The organism is Microbacterium sp. Soil_C_42 (assembly GCF_057656735.1).
On the sequence record NZ_JBDGJU010000034.1, the window covers coordinates 23,150 to 38,534 of the forward strand.

Annotated in this window: 13 protein-coding genes and 4 tRNA genes; 7 read left to right on the plus strand and 10 right to left on the minus strand. The window is 69.8% G+C overall.

The annotated features are described in order from the left end of the window. Nucleotides 1-34: 34 nt before the first annotated feature. The 5 genes from thrS to AC3A46_RS16095 form a co-directional block, all read right to left on the minus strand. Entirely contained in the window at nucleotides 35-2,029 is a 1,995-nt protein-coding gene (gene thrS, locus AC3A46_RS16075; RefSeq protein WP_487666101.1) for a threonine--tRNA ligase, read from the minus strand. 227 nt (nucleotides 2,030-2,256) lie between these two features. Then, complete coding sequence (locus AC3A46_RS16080) at nucleotides 2,257-2,916, minus strand: DNA alkylation repair protein (protein ID WP_487666102.1); 660 nt, start codon at nucleotides 2,914-2,916, stop codon at nucleotides 2,257-2,259. A gap of 94 nt (nucleotides 2,917-3,010) precedes the next feature. Next, nucleotides 3,011-3,085: transfer RNA gene (locus AC3A46_RS16085), tRNA-Val, on the minus strand. A gap of 24 nt (nucleotides 3,086-3,109) precedes the next feature. Then, nucleotides 3,110-3,183, minus strand: a tRNA-Cys gene (locus tag AC3A46_RS16090). 56 nt (nucleotides 3,184-3,239) lie between these two features. Beyond that, nucleotides 3,240-3,312 (minus strand) — tRNA-Gly (locus tag AC3A46_RS16095). A gap of 156 nt (nucleotides 3,313-3,468) precedes the next feature. On the opposite strand from AC3A46_RS16095, the gene AC3A46_RS16100 reads away from it, so the two are divergent. Then, nucleotides 3,469-3,541 (plus strand) — tRNA-Val (locus tag AC3A46_RS16100). A gap of 45 nt (nucleotides 3,542-3,586) precedes the next feature. Here the strand turns inward: AC3A46_RS16100 and AC3A46_RS16105 are convergent. The 3 genes from AC3A46_RS16105 to zapE all read right to left on the minus strand — a co-directional run bounded on the left by AC3A46_RS16105 (nucleotide 3,587) and on the right by zapE (nucleotide 6,668). Then, nucleotides 3,587-4,108 (minus strand): type II toxin-antitoxin system PemK/MazF family toxin, encoded by a 522-nt coding sequence (locus AC3A46_RS16105; RefSeq protein WP_487666103.1) that lies wholly within the window; start codon nucleotides 4,106-4,108, stop codon nucleotides 3,587-3,589. A gap of 84 nt (nucleotides 4,109-4,192) precedes the next feature. Further along, nucleotides 4,193-5,434 (minus strand): ammonium transporter, encoded by a 1,242-nt coding sequence (locus AC3A46_RS16110; RefSeq protein WP_487666104.1) that lies wholly within the window; start codon nucleotides 5,432-5,434, stop codon nucleotides 4,193-4,195. Between the two features lie 205 nt (nucleotides 5,435-5,639). Then, nucleotides 5,640-6,668 carry a cell division protein ZapE gene (gene zapE, locus AC3A46_RS16115; protein WP_487666105.1) on the minus strand — a complete coding sequence of 343 codons (1,029 nt, stop codon included), beginning with the start codon at nucleotides 6,666-6,668 and terminating at the stop codon, nucleotides 5,640-5,642. A gap of 186 nt (nucleotides 6,669-6,854) precedes the next feature. On the opposite strand from zapE, the gene AC3A46_RS16120 reads away from it, so the two are divergent. Together AC3A46_RS16120 and AC3A46_RS16125 are read left to right on the plus strand one after the other, a co-directional pair. Next, entirely contained in the window at nucleotides 6,855-7,760 is a 906-nt protein-coding gene (locus AC3A46_RS16120) for a sulfurtransferase (RefSeq protein WP_487666106.1), read from the plus strand. A gap of 34 nt (nucleotides 7,761-7,794) precedes the next feature. Next, a complete protein-coding gene (locus AC3A46_RS16125; RefSeq protein ID WP_487666107.1) occupies nucleotides 7,795-8,235 on the plus strand; it encodes a SufE family protein in 441 nt (146 codons plus the stop codon). 15 nt (nucleotides 8,236-8,250) lie between these two features. On the opposite strand, the gene AC3A46_RS16130 is transcribed toward AC3A46_RS16125, so the two are convergent. Next, nucleotides 8,251-9,504, minus strand: coding sequence for an alpha/beta hydrolase family protein (locus AC3A46_RS16130; protein ID WP_487666108.1), 1,254 nt, complete (start codon nucleotides 9,502-9,504; stop codon nucleotides 8,251-8,253). 25 nt (nucleotides 9,505-9,529) lie between these two features. Between AC3A46_RS16130 and AC3A46_RS16135 the strand changes: the two genes are divergently transcribed. The 4 genes from AC3A46_RS16135 to AC3A46_RS16150 all read left to right on the plus strand — a co-directional run bounded on the left by AC3A46_RS16135 (nucleotide 9,530) and on the right by AC3A46_RS16150 (nucleotide 14,741). After that, nucleotides 9,530-10,120, plus strand: a complete 591-nt coding sequence (locus AC3A46_RS16135) for a DUF3000 domain-containing protein (protein ID WP_487666109.1) — start codon at nucleotides 9,530-9,532, stop codon at nucleotides 10,118-10,120. Continuing rightward, nucleotides 10,113-11,312 carry an HRDC domain-containing protein gene (locus AC3A46_RS16140; protein ID WP_487666110.1) on the plus strand — a complete coding sequence of 400 codons (1,200 nt, stop codon included), beginning with the start codon at nucleotides 10,113-10,115 and terminating at the stop codon, nucleotides 11,310-11,312. Before AC3A46_RS16135 ends, AC3A46_RS16140 begins: the two co-directional genes overlap by 8 nt. Before the next feature lie 72 nt (nucleotides 11,313-11,384). Then, nucleotides 11,385-12,590, plus strand: coding sequence for a thiolase family protein (locus tag AC3A46_RS16145; RefSeq protein WP_487666111.1), 1,206 nt, complete (start codon nucleotides 11,385-11,387; stop codon nucleotides 12,588-12,590). Nucleotides 12,591-12,596: 6 nt separating this feature from the next. Further along, nucleotides 12,597-14,741, plus strand: coding sequence for a 3-hydroxyacyl-CoA dehydrogenase NAD-binding domain-containing protein (locus AC3A46_RS16150; RefSeq protein WP_487666112.1), 2,145 nt, complete (start codon nucleotides 12,597-12,599; stop codon nucleotides 14,739-14,741). Between the two features lie 64 nt (nucleotides 14,742-14,805). On the opposite strand, the gene AC3A46_RS16155 is transcribed toward AC3A46_RS16150, so the two are convergent. Then, the coding region (locus AC3A46_RS16155) for an ERAP1-like C-terminal domain-containing protein (protein ID WP_487666113.1) at nucleotides 14,806-15,385 on the minus strand (580 nt) is incomplete at its 5' end.

The window sequence follows — 15,385 nt, forward strand, 5'->3', positions numbered from 1 at the left end:
TCGCGTTCGCGACTCCCCGCAGGCGGGGCGTCGCTCACGCGAAGTCCTCCGCCATGTTGACCAGAGCGTGGGAGCCGATCGCGTCGCGGACCCGCCGGACGGCGTCGGCGATCGGCACGCCGTTCTCCTGCGAGCCGTCGCGGAAGCGGAACGACACCGTGCCGCCCGCCTGGTCCTGCGCGCCCGCGATGAGCTGGAGCGGCACCTTCTGCGTGGTGTGCGTGCGGATCTTCTTCTGCATGCGGTCGTCGGAGTGGTCGAGCTCGGCGCGGACGCCCTCCGCCTTCAGCTGGTCGATGACCTCGCCGAGGTAGTCCGCGAAGTCCTCCGCGACGGGGATGCCGACGACCTGGACCGGCGCCAGCCACACCGGGAACGCCCCGGCGTAGTGCTCGAGGAGGATCGCGAAGAACCGCTCGATCGAGCCGAAGAGCGCACGGTGGATCATGATCGGCCGCTTCTTCTGGCCGTCGCGGTCCGTGTACTCGAGCTCGAAGCGCTCGGGCAGGTTCGGATCGACCTGCACCGTCGACAGCTGCCACGTGCGTCCGATGGCGTCGCGGGTCTTGAGGTCGATCTTGGGGCCGTAGAAGGCGGCCTCGCCGGGCACCTCGGTGAGCTTCAGACCGCTCGCGACCGCGACGTTGCGCAGGGCATTGGTGGAGTAGTCCCAGAACTCGTCCGAGCCGATCCACTTGTCCTTCTCGTCGTCGCGCATCGACAGCTCGAGCTCGAAGTCGTCGAGACCGAAGTCGCGCAGCATCGAGATCACGAACTCGAGGACGCGGGTCGCCTCCTCCTCGAGCTGCTCGGGAGTGACGAAGAGGTGCGAGTCGTCCTGCGTGAAGCCGCGCACGCGGGTGAGGCCGTGCAGGGCGCCCGACAGCTCGTTGCGGTACACCGTGCCGTTCTCGGCCAGACGCATCGGCAGATCGCGGTAGCTGCGCGCGCGCTCCTTGTAGATGAGGATGTGCATCGGGCAGTTCATCGGCTTCAGGTAGTAGTCCTGGCCGTGCTTCGTGATCTCGCCGCGCTCGTCGCGCTCCTCGTCCATCACGATGGGCGGGAACATGCCCTCCTTGTACGTGACGAGGTGGTTCGAGGTGAGGAACAGGTCCTCCTTCGAGATGTGCGGGGTGTACACGTAGGTGTAGCCGCCCTCGATGTGGCGCCGGCGCGCGTGCTGCTCCATCTCGCCGCGCACGACGCCGCCGCGCGGATGCCACACCGACAGGCCGGAGCCGATCTCGTCGGGGAAAGAGAACAGGTCGAGGTCTTTGCCGAGCTTGCGGTGGTCGCGCTTGGCCGCCTCCTCGAGGCGGCTCTGGTAGGCGCGCAGCTCGTCCTTGGTCGGCCAGGCGGTGCCGTAGATCCGCTGGAGCTGGGGGTTCTTCTCGCTCCCGCGCCAGTACGCGCCGGCGATGCGCTGCAGCGCCCAGCCGTTGCCGATCATGCGGGTGTTGGGCAGGTGCGGCCCGCGGCACAGGTCCTTCCAGACCGTCTGGCCGTCGCGGTCGACGTTGTCGTAGATCGTGAGCTCGCCGGCGCCCACCTCGACCGAGGCGCCCTCGGTCTTCTCGGCGCCCCCGCCCTTCAGGCCGATCAGCTCGAGCTTGAACGGCTCGTCCACGAGCTCGACGCGCGCCTCCTCGTCGCTGACGACGCGGCGGACGAAGCGCTGGCCCTCGCGGATGATGCGCGCCATCTCCTTGTCGATGGCCTTGAGGTCCTCGGGGGTGAACGGGTGCTCGACGCCGAAGTCGTAGTAGAAGCCGTCGGTGATGGGCGGGCCGATGCCGAGGTTGGCCTGCGGGTTGATGCGCTGGACGGCCTGGGCGAGGACGTGCGCCGTGGAGTGGCGCAGGATCGCGAGGCCGTCCGGGCTGTCGATGGTGACGGGCTCGACGGCATCCGTCTCCTCCACCACCGTCGCGAGGTCTTTCAGCTCGCCGTTCACGCGCAGTGCGACCACGGAGCGGTCGGGGAACAGGGCGAAGCCGTCGGCGGGGTAGGGCACAGCGTCAGTCACGGAAACTCTCCTGGGAATGGCTCGGATTCAAGGCTACTCAGCTTCGGGCGCACGACGCGCCCTGCCCGCTCAGGCGCCGAGCGTTCGCGTGTCGGTCGTGTGTGCCGTTGCGGCGGTCGATCCGACGAGTTCCACGCGACGAGTCTAGCCAGTGGTTCTCAGGGGCCGGGTATCGGGGGTGCCCGACGCCGCAGGTGCGTGCCGAGCTCACCGCGTGACCGGGGCCGTCAGAGGTGCTTGAGCGCCTCGCGGCGTGACAGCGGGCTCAGCGCGTGCCCGTCGACGTACCGCCGGACCCATTCCGGCGCGACGCGGGCGTAGTCGCGCAGCGCCCATCCGATCGCCTTGCGGAGGAAGAACTCGGGGTCGGCGAGGTTCGGCTCGATCGTGTCGGCCAGCAGATCCGGATCGACGCGATCACCTCGGCCCAGCTGCGACAGGATCGCGATGCGCCGGATCCACAGGTCGTCATCGCGCGCCCAGGCTCGCGCGAGGACAGCGGTCGCGGCAGGGCGGGTGTCGTGCAGATCGGCGAGGCGGTGGGCGAGCTCGTCCGTGAAGTCCCACCACCGTCCCGTCCGCACCATGTGCTCGACGAGGGGTACGAGCGCCGGGTCGCCGCGCAGCGGGCGCAGCGCGAGCAGCGCCAGGGCGGCATACCGCTCTTCGCGGTAGCCGGCGGCGTCCCACAGCACGAGTGCCGTCGCGCGCAGGGTCGCAGCATCCGTCCCCTTCGCAGCCCGCTTCGCGACGAGCCGTGCGTCCGGGACCCGCACACCGAGGAACGGCATGGCCGACTTCATGTACGCCTGCTGTCCCGGCGCCCGCTCCGGGTCGGCCACGGTCCGCAGATCGGCCCGGATGCGGGCGGCGAGCTCGTCGGTCACGCCGACCACGGTAGCGCCGCGCGTCCGCGTGGCCTGCAGCCGTGCGCTGAAGCGCTGTGAACGAGAAAACCCCCGCCGAAGCGGGGGTTTCAGGTGGTGCGCGATACTGGGATCGAACCAGTGACCTCTTCCGTGTCAGGGAAGCGCGCTACCGCTGCGCCAATCGCGCCCGTGAAGGGCTATTCAATTCGAGTGGAGGTGGCGACGGGATTCGAACCCGTGTAAACGGCTTTGCAGGCCGGTGCCTAGCCGCTCGGCCACGCCACCGCGTGTGGTTTGACCCCACGTGCCGTGACCTCCTCGTAAAGAGATCCCTGCACTCGAGCGGATGACGAGACTCGAACTCGCGACCCTCACCTTGGCAAGGTGATGCGCTACCAACTGCGCTACATCCGCATTTTGTTTCCGGCTTGTTCACCCGGGCACTTGAAAGACTCTAACCGATCCTGAGCGTCCTGCAAAACCGAGTGCACCCCGCGCGTGTCTCGCCGATGTGGTTCGAGGCACGCTCCGGCATCCGGTAAGGTGGGTACTCGTTCCCCTCGGGGAGACGGGCGATTGGCGCAGTTGGTAGCGCGCTTCCTTCACACGGAAGAGGTCATCAGTTCGAGTCTGGTATCGCCCACCGCCACAGAAGACCCGGTCACGAAAGTGATCGGGTCTTCTTGCGTCAGTCGCCGACGTCCCAGCCGTAGCGGCGATGGAGGGCATCGGCCACACGCGCGAACCGGTTCAGATCGAGAGCGGATGCCTCGCGCCGCATGCCGTCGCGATGCACGCTGTAGAGCTGCTCGATGTCGATCCACGACGGCCGGCCCTGCGCGTCCCACTCCCCCGTGCCCAGCGCGAGGAAGTCCCGGTCGCCGTCGTGCGGCTTGCTGGTGAGCCGGACGGCGTAGACGCGGTCGGCACTCTGGCGCGCGATCACGAGGAGCGGTCGGTCCTTTCCGCGGCCGTCGTTCTCGGCGTACGGCACCCAGGTCCAGATGATCTCGCCGGCATCCGGATCGCCGTCGCGGTCGGGCGCGTAGGCGATTCGCAGCGCTGCGCTGCCGGGAGGCGCGACCTCCACGGTCGCCGTCGGCCCGCTGCGGCTGCCCTCAGGCGCCGGCGCGGACCTCGACGGCTGCGCCGTCCGGCGGGGCCGGAAGATGCCGCTCAGGATGCCTCGCAGCCCGCTTCGCTGTGTCACATCGTCACCCTCGCCAACGCCCGGACACGGCGAAGGCGCCGTGGCGTTGCCACGGCGCCTTCGGATCCGGGGGATCCGTCAGGATCAGACGCGCTCGTCCAGGAGGTAGCCCTCCTCGCCGTGCACGACGGTGTCGACGCCGGCCAGCTCGTCCTCGTTCTTGACGCGGAAGCCGATCGTCTTCTCGATGATGAAGCCGATGACGAAGGCGACGATGAACGAGTAGAGCAGGACGCCGACGGCGGCGATCACCTGGACGATCAGCTGATCGGCACCGCCACCGAGGAACAGGCCGGTCTCGGTCGCGAAGAAGCCGAGGAAGATCGTGCCGAAGAGGCCGCCGACCAGGTGGATGCCGACCACGTCGAGCGAGTCGTCGAAGCCGAGCTTGAACTTGAGCTCGATGGCCAGGGCGCAGATCGCACCGACGAGCACGCCGAGCAGGAGCGCCCAGCCCGGGGTCAGGTTCGCACACGCGGGGGTGATCGCGACGAGACCGGCCACCGCACCCGAGGCGGCTCCCACCGACGTCGGCTTGCCGTCCTTGAACTTCTCGACGACGATCCAGCCGATGACGGCCGCGGCGGTCGCACCCAGCGTGTTGATCGTGATGAGGCCGACGTTGCCCATGTCCTCCGACAGCCACTCCGCGCCGCCGTTGAAGCCGAACCAGCCGAACCACAGCAGCGCGGCGCCGAGGAGCGTCAGCGGCACGTTGTGGGGCTTGAGGATGCCCTTCTGGAAGCCGATGCGCTTGCCGAGCACCAGCGCGAGCGCGAGGGCCGCAGCACCCGCGTTGATGTGCACCGCGGTGCCACCTGCGTAGTCGATGACGGCCACGCCGCTCTCCTCGCCGAACATGGTCGTGCCGAGGTTGTAGATCCAGCCGCCGCCCCAGACCCAGGCCGCGACGGGGAAGTAGACGAGAGTGGCGAACAGGCCCGCGAAGATCATCCACGCGCCGAACTTGGCGCGGTCGGCGATCGCGCCCGAGATCAGCGCGACGGTGATGATCGCGAAGGTCGCGCCGTAGGCGGTGCCGAGCAGGCCGACGTTCGCGCCCTCACCCGACGAGAGGCTCGAGAGCCCGAAATCGCTGAAGGGGTTTCCGGCGAAGCTCCAGGTGCCGTCGACGACGCTCATGTTGGCGCCGTAGAGGATCCAGAGCACGCCGACCAGGCCCAGCGCGCCGAAGCTCATCATCATCATGCTGACGACGGACTTGGCCTTGACGAGACCGCCGTAGAAGAACGCCACGCCGGGCGTCATAAGGAGGACTAGAGCGGTAGCGGTGACCGCCCAGGCGATGTTGCCGGGTGCGTCCATGGGGTGATACCTCGCATTGGGTCAGTGACATTTCCACGAGGCGTCACGGGTGTCCGCCTTGTGCTGACCACAGTTTTGCGAGGGCCGGTTTCGCACGCCGTGCGTACCGTGTTTCGCGATCGTTACGTCGACCCCTGTGATGTAAACATCAGATTTCGGCGGGGCGAGAGCCGGCCGCGAAGAGGCTCCGGCTCGACCGCCGGCATCACGCGAGGGTCGACGCCACCAGGCGCGAGACGGCGCGGAGGTACTTTTTGCGGTATCCCCCGGCGAGCATCTCCTCGGGGAAGACGAGGTCGAGCGACGAGCCCGTCGCGCGGATGGGCAGCTGGGCGTCGTAGACGCGGTCGATGAAGGCGACGAACCGCAGGGCCGCCGACTGATCCGTGAACGGCGCCACGTCGCGCAGTCCCACCAGCGACAGGTCCTCGATGAGGCGGATGTACCGGGAGGGGTGCACGCGGGCGAGGTGGGCGACGAGCGCGTCGAACCTGTCGTCCGACGCGAGGCCGGCCGCCGCGGCATCTGCGATCGCCGCCTCGTACTGCGGCTCCTCGAGCACGACGGCGTGCCCGTCGACCGCGCGGTGACGGAAGTCGGTGCCGTCGATGCGGATCGTCTGGAAGCTCGACGCCATCGCGTGGATCTCGCGGAGGAAGTCCTGCGCGGCGAAGCGCCCCTCGCCGAGCGCATTGGGAGGGGTGTTGGATGTCGCGGCCAGCCGCGTCCCCGAGGCCACGAGCTCGGCCAGCAGGCGCGTCATGACCATCGTGTCGCCCGGGTCGTCCAGCTCGAACTCGTCGATGCAGAGCAGGTCGGCGCCTCGGAAGAGCTCGACGGTGTTCTGGTAGCCGAGCGCGCCGACGAGGGCCGTGTACTCGATGAAGGATCCGAAGTACTTCCGGCGGGCGGGCATCGCGTGATAAACCGACGCGAGCAGGTGGGTCTTGCCGACGCCGAATCCGCCGTCGAGATAGACGCCGGGCTTCAGCTCCGGACGCTTCGCGCGCCGGAACAGACCGCCCTTCACCGGCGCGGCGGCACCGGAGAAGGCCTGGAGCAGGTCCTTCGCCTCCTGCTGCGACGGATAGGCGGGGTCGGCGCGGTACGTGTCGAACGTCGCGTCGGCGAACTGCGGCGGCGGGACGAGCGCGGCGACCATCTCGGCACCGGCGAGCTGCGGAGCGCGCTCCGCGAGGTGGACGACGCCGGTGCGTGTGGTGGAGACGGTCATGCGGATCCTGCTTCGGAATCGTACAGAGGGCCTGTGACGGAGTCTTACAAGAGTGCTGTGCAGCCCCGCCCGGGAATCTAGGGTCGGAGGCGACGGTTCAACCCTAACCGTCAGCCGTGCGCGCCCGTCCTCGCTTGACGCGGGATGACGGCGGCCCGGGCCCACGCCCCCGATCCAGGAGAAGTCATGACCGTCGAGACCGACACCTCGTCAGAGAAGTTCGCCGAGTACTCCGAGCCGGGGCGGCTCGTGACGGGCGACTGGCTCCAGGAACACCTTGGCGAGGCGGGTCTGGTCGTGGTGGAATCCGACGAGGACGTGCTGCTGTACAAGACCGGGCACATCCCCGGCGCCGTCAAGGTGGACTGGCACACCGAGCTCAACGACCCTGTCGTGCGCGACTACGTCGACGGCGCGGGGTTCGCGGAGCTCCTCAGCCGCAAGGGCATCTCGCGCGACGACACCGTCGTCATCTACGGCGACAAGAACAACTGGTGGGCCGCCTACGCGCTGTGGGTGTTCTCGCTGTTCGGGCACCGGGATGTGCGCCTCCTGGACGGCGGACGCGACAAGTGGATCGCCGAGGGGCGGCCGATCACGACGGATGCCCCGACCCCCGCGCCGACCGACTACCCGGTCGTCGAGCGCGACGACTCCGTGCTGCGGGCCTATAAGGACGACGTGCTCGCGCACCTCGGCAACGGCCCGCTCATCGACGTCCGCTCCCCCGAGGAGTACGACGGCTCCCGCACCTCGGCGCCGGCGTACCCCGAGGAAGGTGCCCTGCGCGGCGGGCACATCCCGTCGGCGCAGAGCGTGCCGTGGGCGCGCGCGGTCGCCGAGGACGGCGGCTTCAAGCCCCGCGCGGAGCTGGACGCGATCTATCGCGGTGAGGTCGGGCTCGAGGACGGCGACGCGATCGTCGCCTACTGCCGCATCGGCGAGCGGTCGAGCCACACGTGGTTCGTGCTGAAGCATCTCCTCGGCTTCGAGGACGTCCGCAACTACGACGGCTCGTGGACCGAGTGGGGCAGCGCCGTGCGGGCGCCGATCGTTGCGGGTGCTGAGCCGGGCGAAGCGCCCGCACGCTGAGCGGCAGCATCCACCCCGTGGGAAAATGGTGGGGATGACCGACACCGCCCTGCCCGACCGACTCGCCGAGATCCGCGACGAGTTCCTCGAGCTGCCCGAGCCCGACCGGCTGCAGCTGCTGCTGGAGTACTCCTACGAACTGCCGCCGGTGCCCGAGGAGTACGAGGGTCGCCCCGAGCTGTACGAACGGGTGGTCGAGTGCCAGTCCCCGGTCTTCATCGTCGTCGACGTCGATGCCGACGGCACCGTCGCGATGCACGCGACCGCTCCGCCGGAGGCGCCGACGACCCGCGGCTTTGCCAGCATCCTGGCGCAGGGTCTCACCGGCCTCACCGCCGCCGAGGTGCTCGCGGTGCCCGGCGACTTCCCCCAGACGCTGGGACTGACCCGGGTGGTGTCGCCGCTGCGCATCTCCGGCATGACGGGGATGCTCCTGCGCGCCCAGCGTCAGGTGCGCGCGCAGACGTCGGGCTGACCCGATCCGGGCTCGTCAGTCCGCGACGATCCCGTGGGCGGCGAGCCAGGTGCCGATGCTGGCGCTCCAGCGCTCCTGGTCGTAGTTCCAGAGCTTCGTGTGCCGCGCCACCTCGAACACCTGCATCTCGACCAGATCCGGCCGGGCGGCGACGAGGTCGTGCGACGCGTCCGACGGCACGAATCCGTCGTCGTCGCTGTGGAGGATGAGGATCGGATGCCGCAGCTCGCCGGCCCGCGCGACGACGTCGAGCTGGTCGAGGCGGATCGCCGCGCCGGTGCGCGTCAGCGGCGCCGCCCACTCGGCCTGCAGTGCCTCGATCGCGAGTCGGCTGACGGCACCCGGGACGCGCTCGGCTCTGGCCTGGTAATCGAGCACGACCCTCCAGTCGACGACCGGCGACTCGAGGATGATGCCCGCGATGGCGTCGCCGTGTGCCGAATTGAGGGCGAGCTGCAGCGCGATCGCGCCGCCCATCGACCAACCCATGATGATGATCCTGCGGGCACCGCGGCGCCGTGCGAATCCGACCGCCGCGTCGACGTCGCGCCACTCCGTGGCACCCAGCGCATACGTGCCGTTGCGACTGCGGGGCGCCTCGCCGTCGTTGCGGTACGACACGACGAGCGAGGTGATCCCGAGGCCGTGGAACACCGGCACTGCCCGCAGGCACTCGGCGCGCGTGGTGCCGCGCCCGTGCACCTGAATGACCCAGGTGTCGCCCTCACCCGCCGGGAACAGCCACGCCGGGCACGGCCCCACCGTCGAGCCGATGAGCTCGGGGGTGAAAGGCAGGTGCAGCTGCTCGGGGTGGTCGTAGTACCAGCCGCTGAACGCAGCCTCGGGAGCGAGGCGCGCGTCGGAGGCGACGTGCGTGAGCAGCTTGCGCTTGACGCTCGAGGCGTCCTCCGAGAGCACCGACCCGAGCTTGATGTAGTCGGACGTGCCGCTCGTGAAGAGGCCATAGCGTCCGGGGAGCTCGGTGTCGGCCGTGCGCGACAGCGTGATCGTCTGCGCGGCGGTGTCGAGCGCCAGGATGCGCGTGTCGGCCCGTCGCCCCGCCGGCGTCACGACCTTTCGCGCCATCACGACGGAGCCCGCCGCGAGCGCTCCGAGCACGGCGGCCAGGGCCACGCTCAGCACCGTGAGCGCGGCCCTCACACCGGCGACGAGGGCGGGCGTCCTGCGCCTGCGGCGAGGAGTGAGAGCCTGCGGCCCTCCCGGGTAACTGCGTGCGCCGTCCCATGCGGCGCGCCTGGAGGCGACCATCGAGGCATCACTCTAGTCTGTCCGCGTGACTGAGCAGCCTCCCCCGACGGCACCGGGCTCTTTCGAGCAGGCCGCCGAGGCGGTGCGGGCGATCTCCTTCCGTGACGACCTCACGGTCCGCGAGATCGCCGCGCCGCAGGGTCTCGCTCCGAACGCGTTCGCCATCGCGGGCGACGTCCGCCCTGAGCCCGACGCCACGGACTCGCCGTACGGCACGGGCCGGCTGGTCCTCCTGCACGACCCCGAGGAGCCGGCGCCGTGGAACGGGCCGTGGCGCATCGTGTGCTTCGCCCAGGCTCCGCTCGAGCCCGAGATCGGTGTCGACCCGCTGCTCGCAGACGTCGCGTGGACCTGGCTCACCGACGCGCTCGAATCACGACGTGCCGGGTTCCATTCGGCCTCCGGCACAGCGACGAAGACGCTCTCCAAGGGGTTCGGCACACTGGCCGCGGAGGGCGACGGGGCCCAGATAGAACTGCGTGCATCCTGGTCCCCGGAAGGCGCGATCGCCCCGCACGTGGAAGCATGGGCGGAGTTGGTTTGCATGCTGGCCGGGCTTCCGCCCGGCTCGGAAGGGATCGCGATGCTCGGTTCGCACAGGTCGCCACGTGGCTGATTACGAGGTGATCGACGAGGTCGCGCGCGTCGAAGAGGCCGCGCGTCGCCTCGCCGACGGGGAGGGTCCCGTCGCCGTCGACGTAGAGCGCGCGTCGGGGTTCCGCTACTCGCAACGGGCGTACCTGGTGCAGGTGTACCGGCGCGGTGCGGGCGTGTTCCTCTTCGATCCCCCGCCCATCGGCGACTTCCGCGCCCTCCAGGACGCCATCGGCGGCGAGGAGTGGGTGCTGCACGCGGCGAGCCAGGATCTGCCGTCGCTGCGGGAGATCGGACTCGAGCCGGCGAGCATCTTCGACACCGAGCTCGCCGCGCGCCTCCTCGGTCATGACCGGGTCGGACTCGGCGCCGTCGTCGAGGACACGCTGGGCATCACGCTCGCGAAGGCCCACTCCGCATCGGACTGGTCGACGCGTCCGCTGCCCCAGTCCTGGCTCGAGTACGCGGCGCTCGACGTCGAGCACCTCGTCGACGTGCGCGACAAGCTGGTCGCAGAGCTCGCGGAGCAGGGCAAGACCGAGTTCGCCGCGGAAGAGTTCCGCGCCGTGCTCGAGCGCGAGCCCCGACCGCCGCGGGAGGAGCCGTGGCGCCGCCTCTCGGGCCTGCACACGGTGCGCGGCCGCAAGGCGCTGGCCGTGGCCCGCGAACTGTGGACCGCCCGAGAGGAGTACGCGAGGCAGGAGGACGTCGCGCCGGGCCGCCTCGTCCCCGACCGCGCTCTGGTCGCGGCCGTCCTCGCGGATCCCCCGTCCAAGAGCGCCCTCGCCGCCGTCAAGGACTTCACGGGCCGTGCAAGCCGTTCGCAGCTGGATCGCTGGTGGGCGGCGATCGAAGCCGGACGCGCCGTCACACAGCTCCCGTCGGAACGCGCCACCGGCGGCGACACGCTGCCACCGCCGCGGGCATGGGCCGATCGCAACCCCGAGGCCGATGCCCGTCTCAAGGCCGCACGTCCGGTCGTGGAGCAGCGGGCGGAGGAGCTCCACATGCCGACCGAGAACCTCCTCACGCCGGAGCTTCTCCGGCGCGTCGCCTGGAATCCCCCGCAGCCGCTGACCGCGGCATCCATCGGCGAATCCCTGGCCGCGCTGGGCGCACGACCGTGGCAGATTGCGCAGACCGCACAGGTGATCGCCGATGCCTTTGTGGATTCCGTGCAACCCGTGTCGCAGGCGTCGGAAACGGCTTCGTAGGTTTCCCCCACCCGATTCCGGCCGCTCCACGCGCCCTCCTAGGCTGGCGACATCCCTACTTTTGGAGGCAGAGTGGCCGAGATTTCGGACGTCTTCTTCGTCGATGGAATGCGCACCCCGTTCGGGCGCGCCGGCGAGAAAGGCATGTACTGGAACACCCGCGCGGACGACCTCGCCGTCAAGGCGACGATCGGGCTCATGGAGCGCAACCCGGGCGTTCCCCGGGACCGCATCGACGATGTCGCCATCGCCGCGACCAGCCAGACCGGTGACCAGGGCCTGACCCTCGGCCGCAGCGTCGCGATCCTCGCCGGGCTCCCGCAGACCGTTCCCGGCTTCGCGATCGACCGCATGTGCGCGGGCGCCATGACGAGCGTCACGACGATGGCGGGCTCCATCGGCGTCGGGATGTACGACGTCGCGCTCGCCGGCGGCGTCGAGCACATGGGACACCACCCGATCGGCGGCAACGCCGATCCGAACCCTCGCTTCGTCGCCGAGAAGATGGTGGACCCGGGGGCGCTCAACATGGGCGTCACCGCCGAGCGCATCTTCGACCGGTTCCCGCACTTGACCAAGGAGCGCTCGGACCGCTACGGCATGCTGAGCCAGCAGAAGGCGCAGGCGGCCTACGACGCCGGCAAGATCCAGCCCGACCTCGTGTCGGTCGCCACCAAGGACGCCGACGGGTCCTGGGGGCTCGCCACCGAGGACGAGGGCCGCCGCCCGCAGACCACGATGCAGGACCTGGCGGGTCTGAAGACGCCGTTCCGCCCGCACGGCCGTGTGACGGCGGGCACGTCGTCGCCCCTCACCGACGGTGCGACGATGTCGCTGCTCGCCGGCGGCGGGGCCGTCAAGGAACTGGGCCTGACGCCGAAGATGAAGCTCGTGTCCTTCGCCTTCGCGGGCGTGCAGCCCGAGATCATGGGCATCGGCCCGATCCCGTCGACCGAGAAGGCTCTCAAGAAGGCCGGCCTGACCATCGGCGACATCGGCCTGTTCGAGCTGAACGAGGCGTTCGCCATCCAGGTGATCTCGCTGCTCGACCACTTCGGCATCGCCGACGACGACCCCCGCGTCAACCAGTGGGGCGGCGCCATCGCGCTCGGCCACCCGCTCGCGGCCTCCGGCGTGCGCCTGATGATCCAGCTCGCGGCCCAGTTCGCCGAGCGCCCCGACGTGCGCTACGGCCTGACCGCGATGTGCGTCGGGCTCGGCCAGGGCGGCTCGGTCATCTGGGAGAACCCGCACTTCGACGGCAAGAAGCGGAAGTAGGAACGAATGAGCAACTACGACGACATCGACTTCTCCCCCATCCTCGCCATGACCCAGGGCGAGGTGATCACGCACTCGCGGGTGCGCGACATCCGTCTGGCCTCGGGCAAGGTGCTGGCCCTCGTCACCCTCGACAACGGACGCGACCACACGCGCCCGAACACACTCGGCCCCGCCACGATGTTCCAGCTCGGCGAGACGCTCGACGCACTGAAGACGCGCGCGGCCGCCGGCGAGATCCAGGCGGTCGGCATCACCGGCAAGCAGTACATCCTCGCGGCCGGCGCCGACCTCAGCGACATCAGCAAGGTCGGCTCGAAGGACAACGCGCGCATGGTGGCGCAGCTCGGCCACAAGGTGTTCGGTCAGCTCTCCGAGCTGGGCGTGCCCACGTTCGCCTTCGTCAACGGGCTCGCGCTCGGCGGCGGTCTCGAGATCGCGCTCAACAGCTCCTACCGGACGGTGGATGCCTCGGCCGCCGCGATCGCGCTTCCCGAGGTGTTCCTCGGCATCATCCCCGGCTGGGGCGGCGCCTACCTGCTCCCGAACCTCATCGGCATCGAGAACGCGCTCGAGGTCGTGATCTCGAACCCGCTGAAGCAGAACCGCATGCTGAAGCCGCAGCAGGCCTTCGACTACGGCATCGTCGACGCGATCTTCCCCGCCGCGAACTACCTCGAGGACTCGCTGGCGTGGGCCGACGGCGTCCTCGGCGGGAAGATCAAGGTCGACCGCAGGAACGAGCCGGGCAAGATCGAGCGACTCACCAAGTGGCCGATCGCCATCAAGATGGCCCGCGGCATGCTGGAGTCGAAGATCGGCACGGTGCCGAAGTCCCCGTACGTGGCACTGGACCTCCTCGACAAGGCGCGCAACGGCTCGAAGGCCGAGGGATTCGCACGCGAGGACGAAGCTCTCGCCGAGCTCGTCACGGGCGACCAGTTCGCCGCATCCATGTATGCCTTCGATCTGGTGCAGAAGCGCGCCAAGCGTCCGGTCGGCGCCCCCGACAAGGAGCTCGCGAAGAAGGTCGCCAAGGTCGGCATCATCGGCGCGGGCCTCATGGCGAGCCAGTTCGCGCTGCTGTTCGTGCGCAAGCTGCAGGTTCCGGTGCTCATCACCGACCTCGATCAGGCGCGCGTCGACAAGGGCGTGGCCTACATCCACGACGAGATAGGCAAGCTCGAGGCGAAGGGCCGGCTCGACGGCGACTCCGCCAACAAGCTGCGCGCCCTGGTCACCGGCACGACCGACAAGAGCCTCTACGCGGACTGCGACTTCGTCATCGAGGCCGTCTTCGAAGAGGTCGGCGTGAAGCAGCAGGTGTTCGGCGAGATCGAGCAGATCATCGCCGAGGACGCGATCCTCGCGACCAACACCTCGTCGCTGTCGGTCGAGGAGATCGGCGCGAAGCTGGCCCACCCGGAGCGTCTCGTCGGCTTCCACTTCTTCAACCCGGTGGCGGTGATGCCGCTCATCGAGATCGTGAAGACGCCGCACACCTCCGACGCTGCGCTGTCGACCGCGTTCGTGGTCGCGAAGAACCTCGGCAAGAACGCGGTGCTCACCGCCGACGCGCCGGGCTTCGTCGTCAACCGCCTCCTGGCCAAGGTCATGGGCGAGGCGGCGCGCGCCGTCTACGAGGGCACCCCGGTCGCCGACGTCGAGAAGGCGTTCGCGCCCCTCGGGCTGCCGATGGGACCGTTCCAGCTCATCGACCTCGTCGGCTGGAAGGTCGCTGCCCACGTGCAGGACACGATGGTGCACGCCTTCCCCGACCGCTTCTACGCGAACGAGAACTTCCACGCTCTCGCGGAGCTCTCCGAGGTCGTCGAGAAGGACAAGGGCGGCCGCGTGACCGGTTGGACCAAGGCCGCGGAGAAGACGCTCAGGCCCGCGGTGGGCTCGTCGCCGGCTCCCGCCGCCGAGATCCTCCGCCGCGTGCAGGACGGCCTCGCGCAGGAGATCAAGCTCATGCTCGACGAGGGCGTGGTCCCCGAGGTCGAGGACATCGACCTCTGCCTCATCCTCGGCGCGGGCTGGCCGTTCATCGACGGCGGCGCATCGCCCTACCTCGACCGCGAGGGCGCGTCCGACCGTGCGTTCGGCGACACCTTCCACCACCCGGTGATCAAGGGCATCGCGAGCTGACGTCCACTCGCAGGCGACCCCGGGCGTGCGCGGGGTCGCCTGCGTCGTGGGAGGGTTCGGCTCCTCAGTGCGCCGCCGGCTGCGCGGCGCGCACGCGCAGATCCCGTGCGAGGCCGTCGCGCTGCTCGATCACCAGGCGGCGCAGCGCGGCCGGGGCATCCTGATTCCGGTCCAGCCACGCATCGACCCGGTCGAGGGACTCGGCGGCGGGGAAGAGACCGACCACGAGTCGGCGTGCGATCTCGATGCTGCGGGCGGCCCACGTCGGGCGGATCCGCGCGAAGTACTCGTCGTCGAAGTCGGCGATGAGGTCACGGCGGTCGCCTGCGCGCACGCCGGCGATCACCGCGGCGAGGTGGTCGTTGCTCAGGCTCTCGTCGTCCCAGGCCGCGTACCAGGCCGCCGCGCGCACGGCCGCGTCCGGCCGGGCGGTCAGCGCGGTCCGGTGGGCCAGGTGTCCCTGTGCCGACGGATCGCTCGCGAGCTCGGCATCCGCATCCTCGGCCGACGCGCGCCCCGTGGCGGCCAGCGCGATGAGCCACGCCCAGCGCAGGTCTGGGTCGAGGGCCAGCCCCGCAGGCGCTGCCGCGGTGCCCGACAGCATGCTGCGGATCTCCCCCGCGCGGTTCGCGGACCGCGCCGCG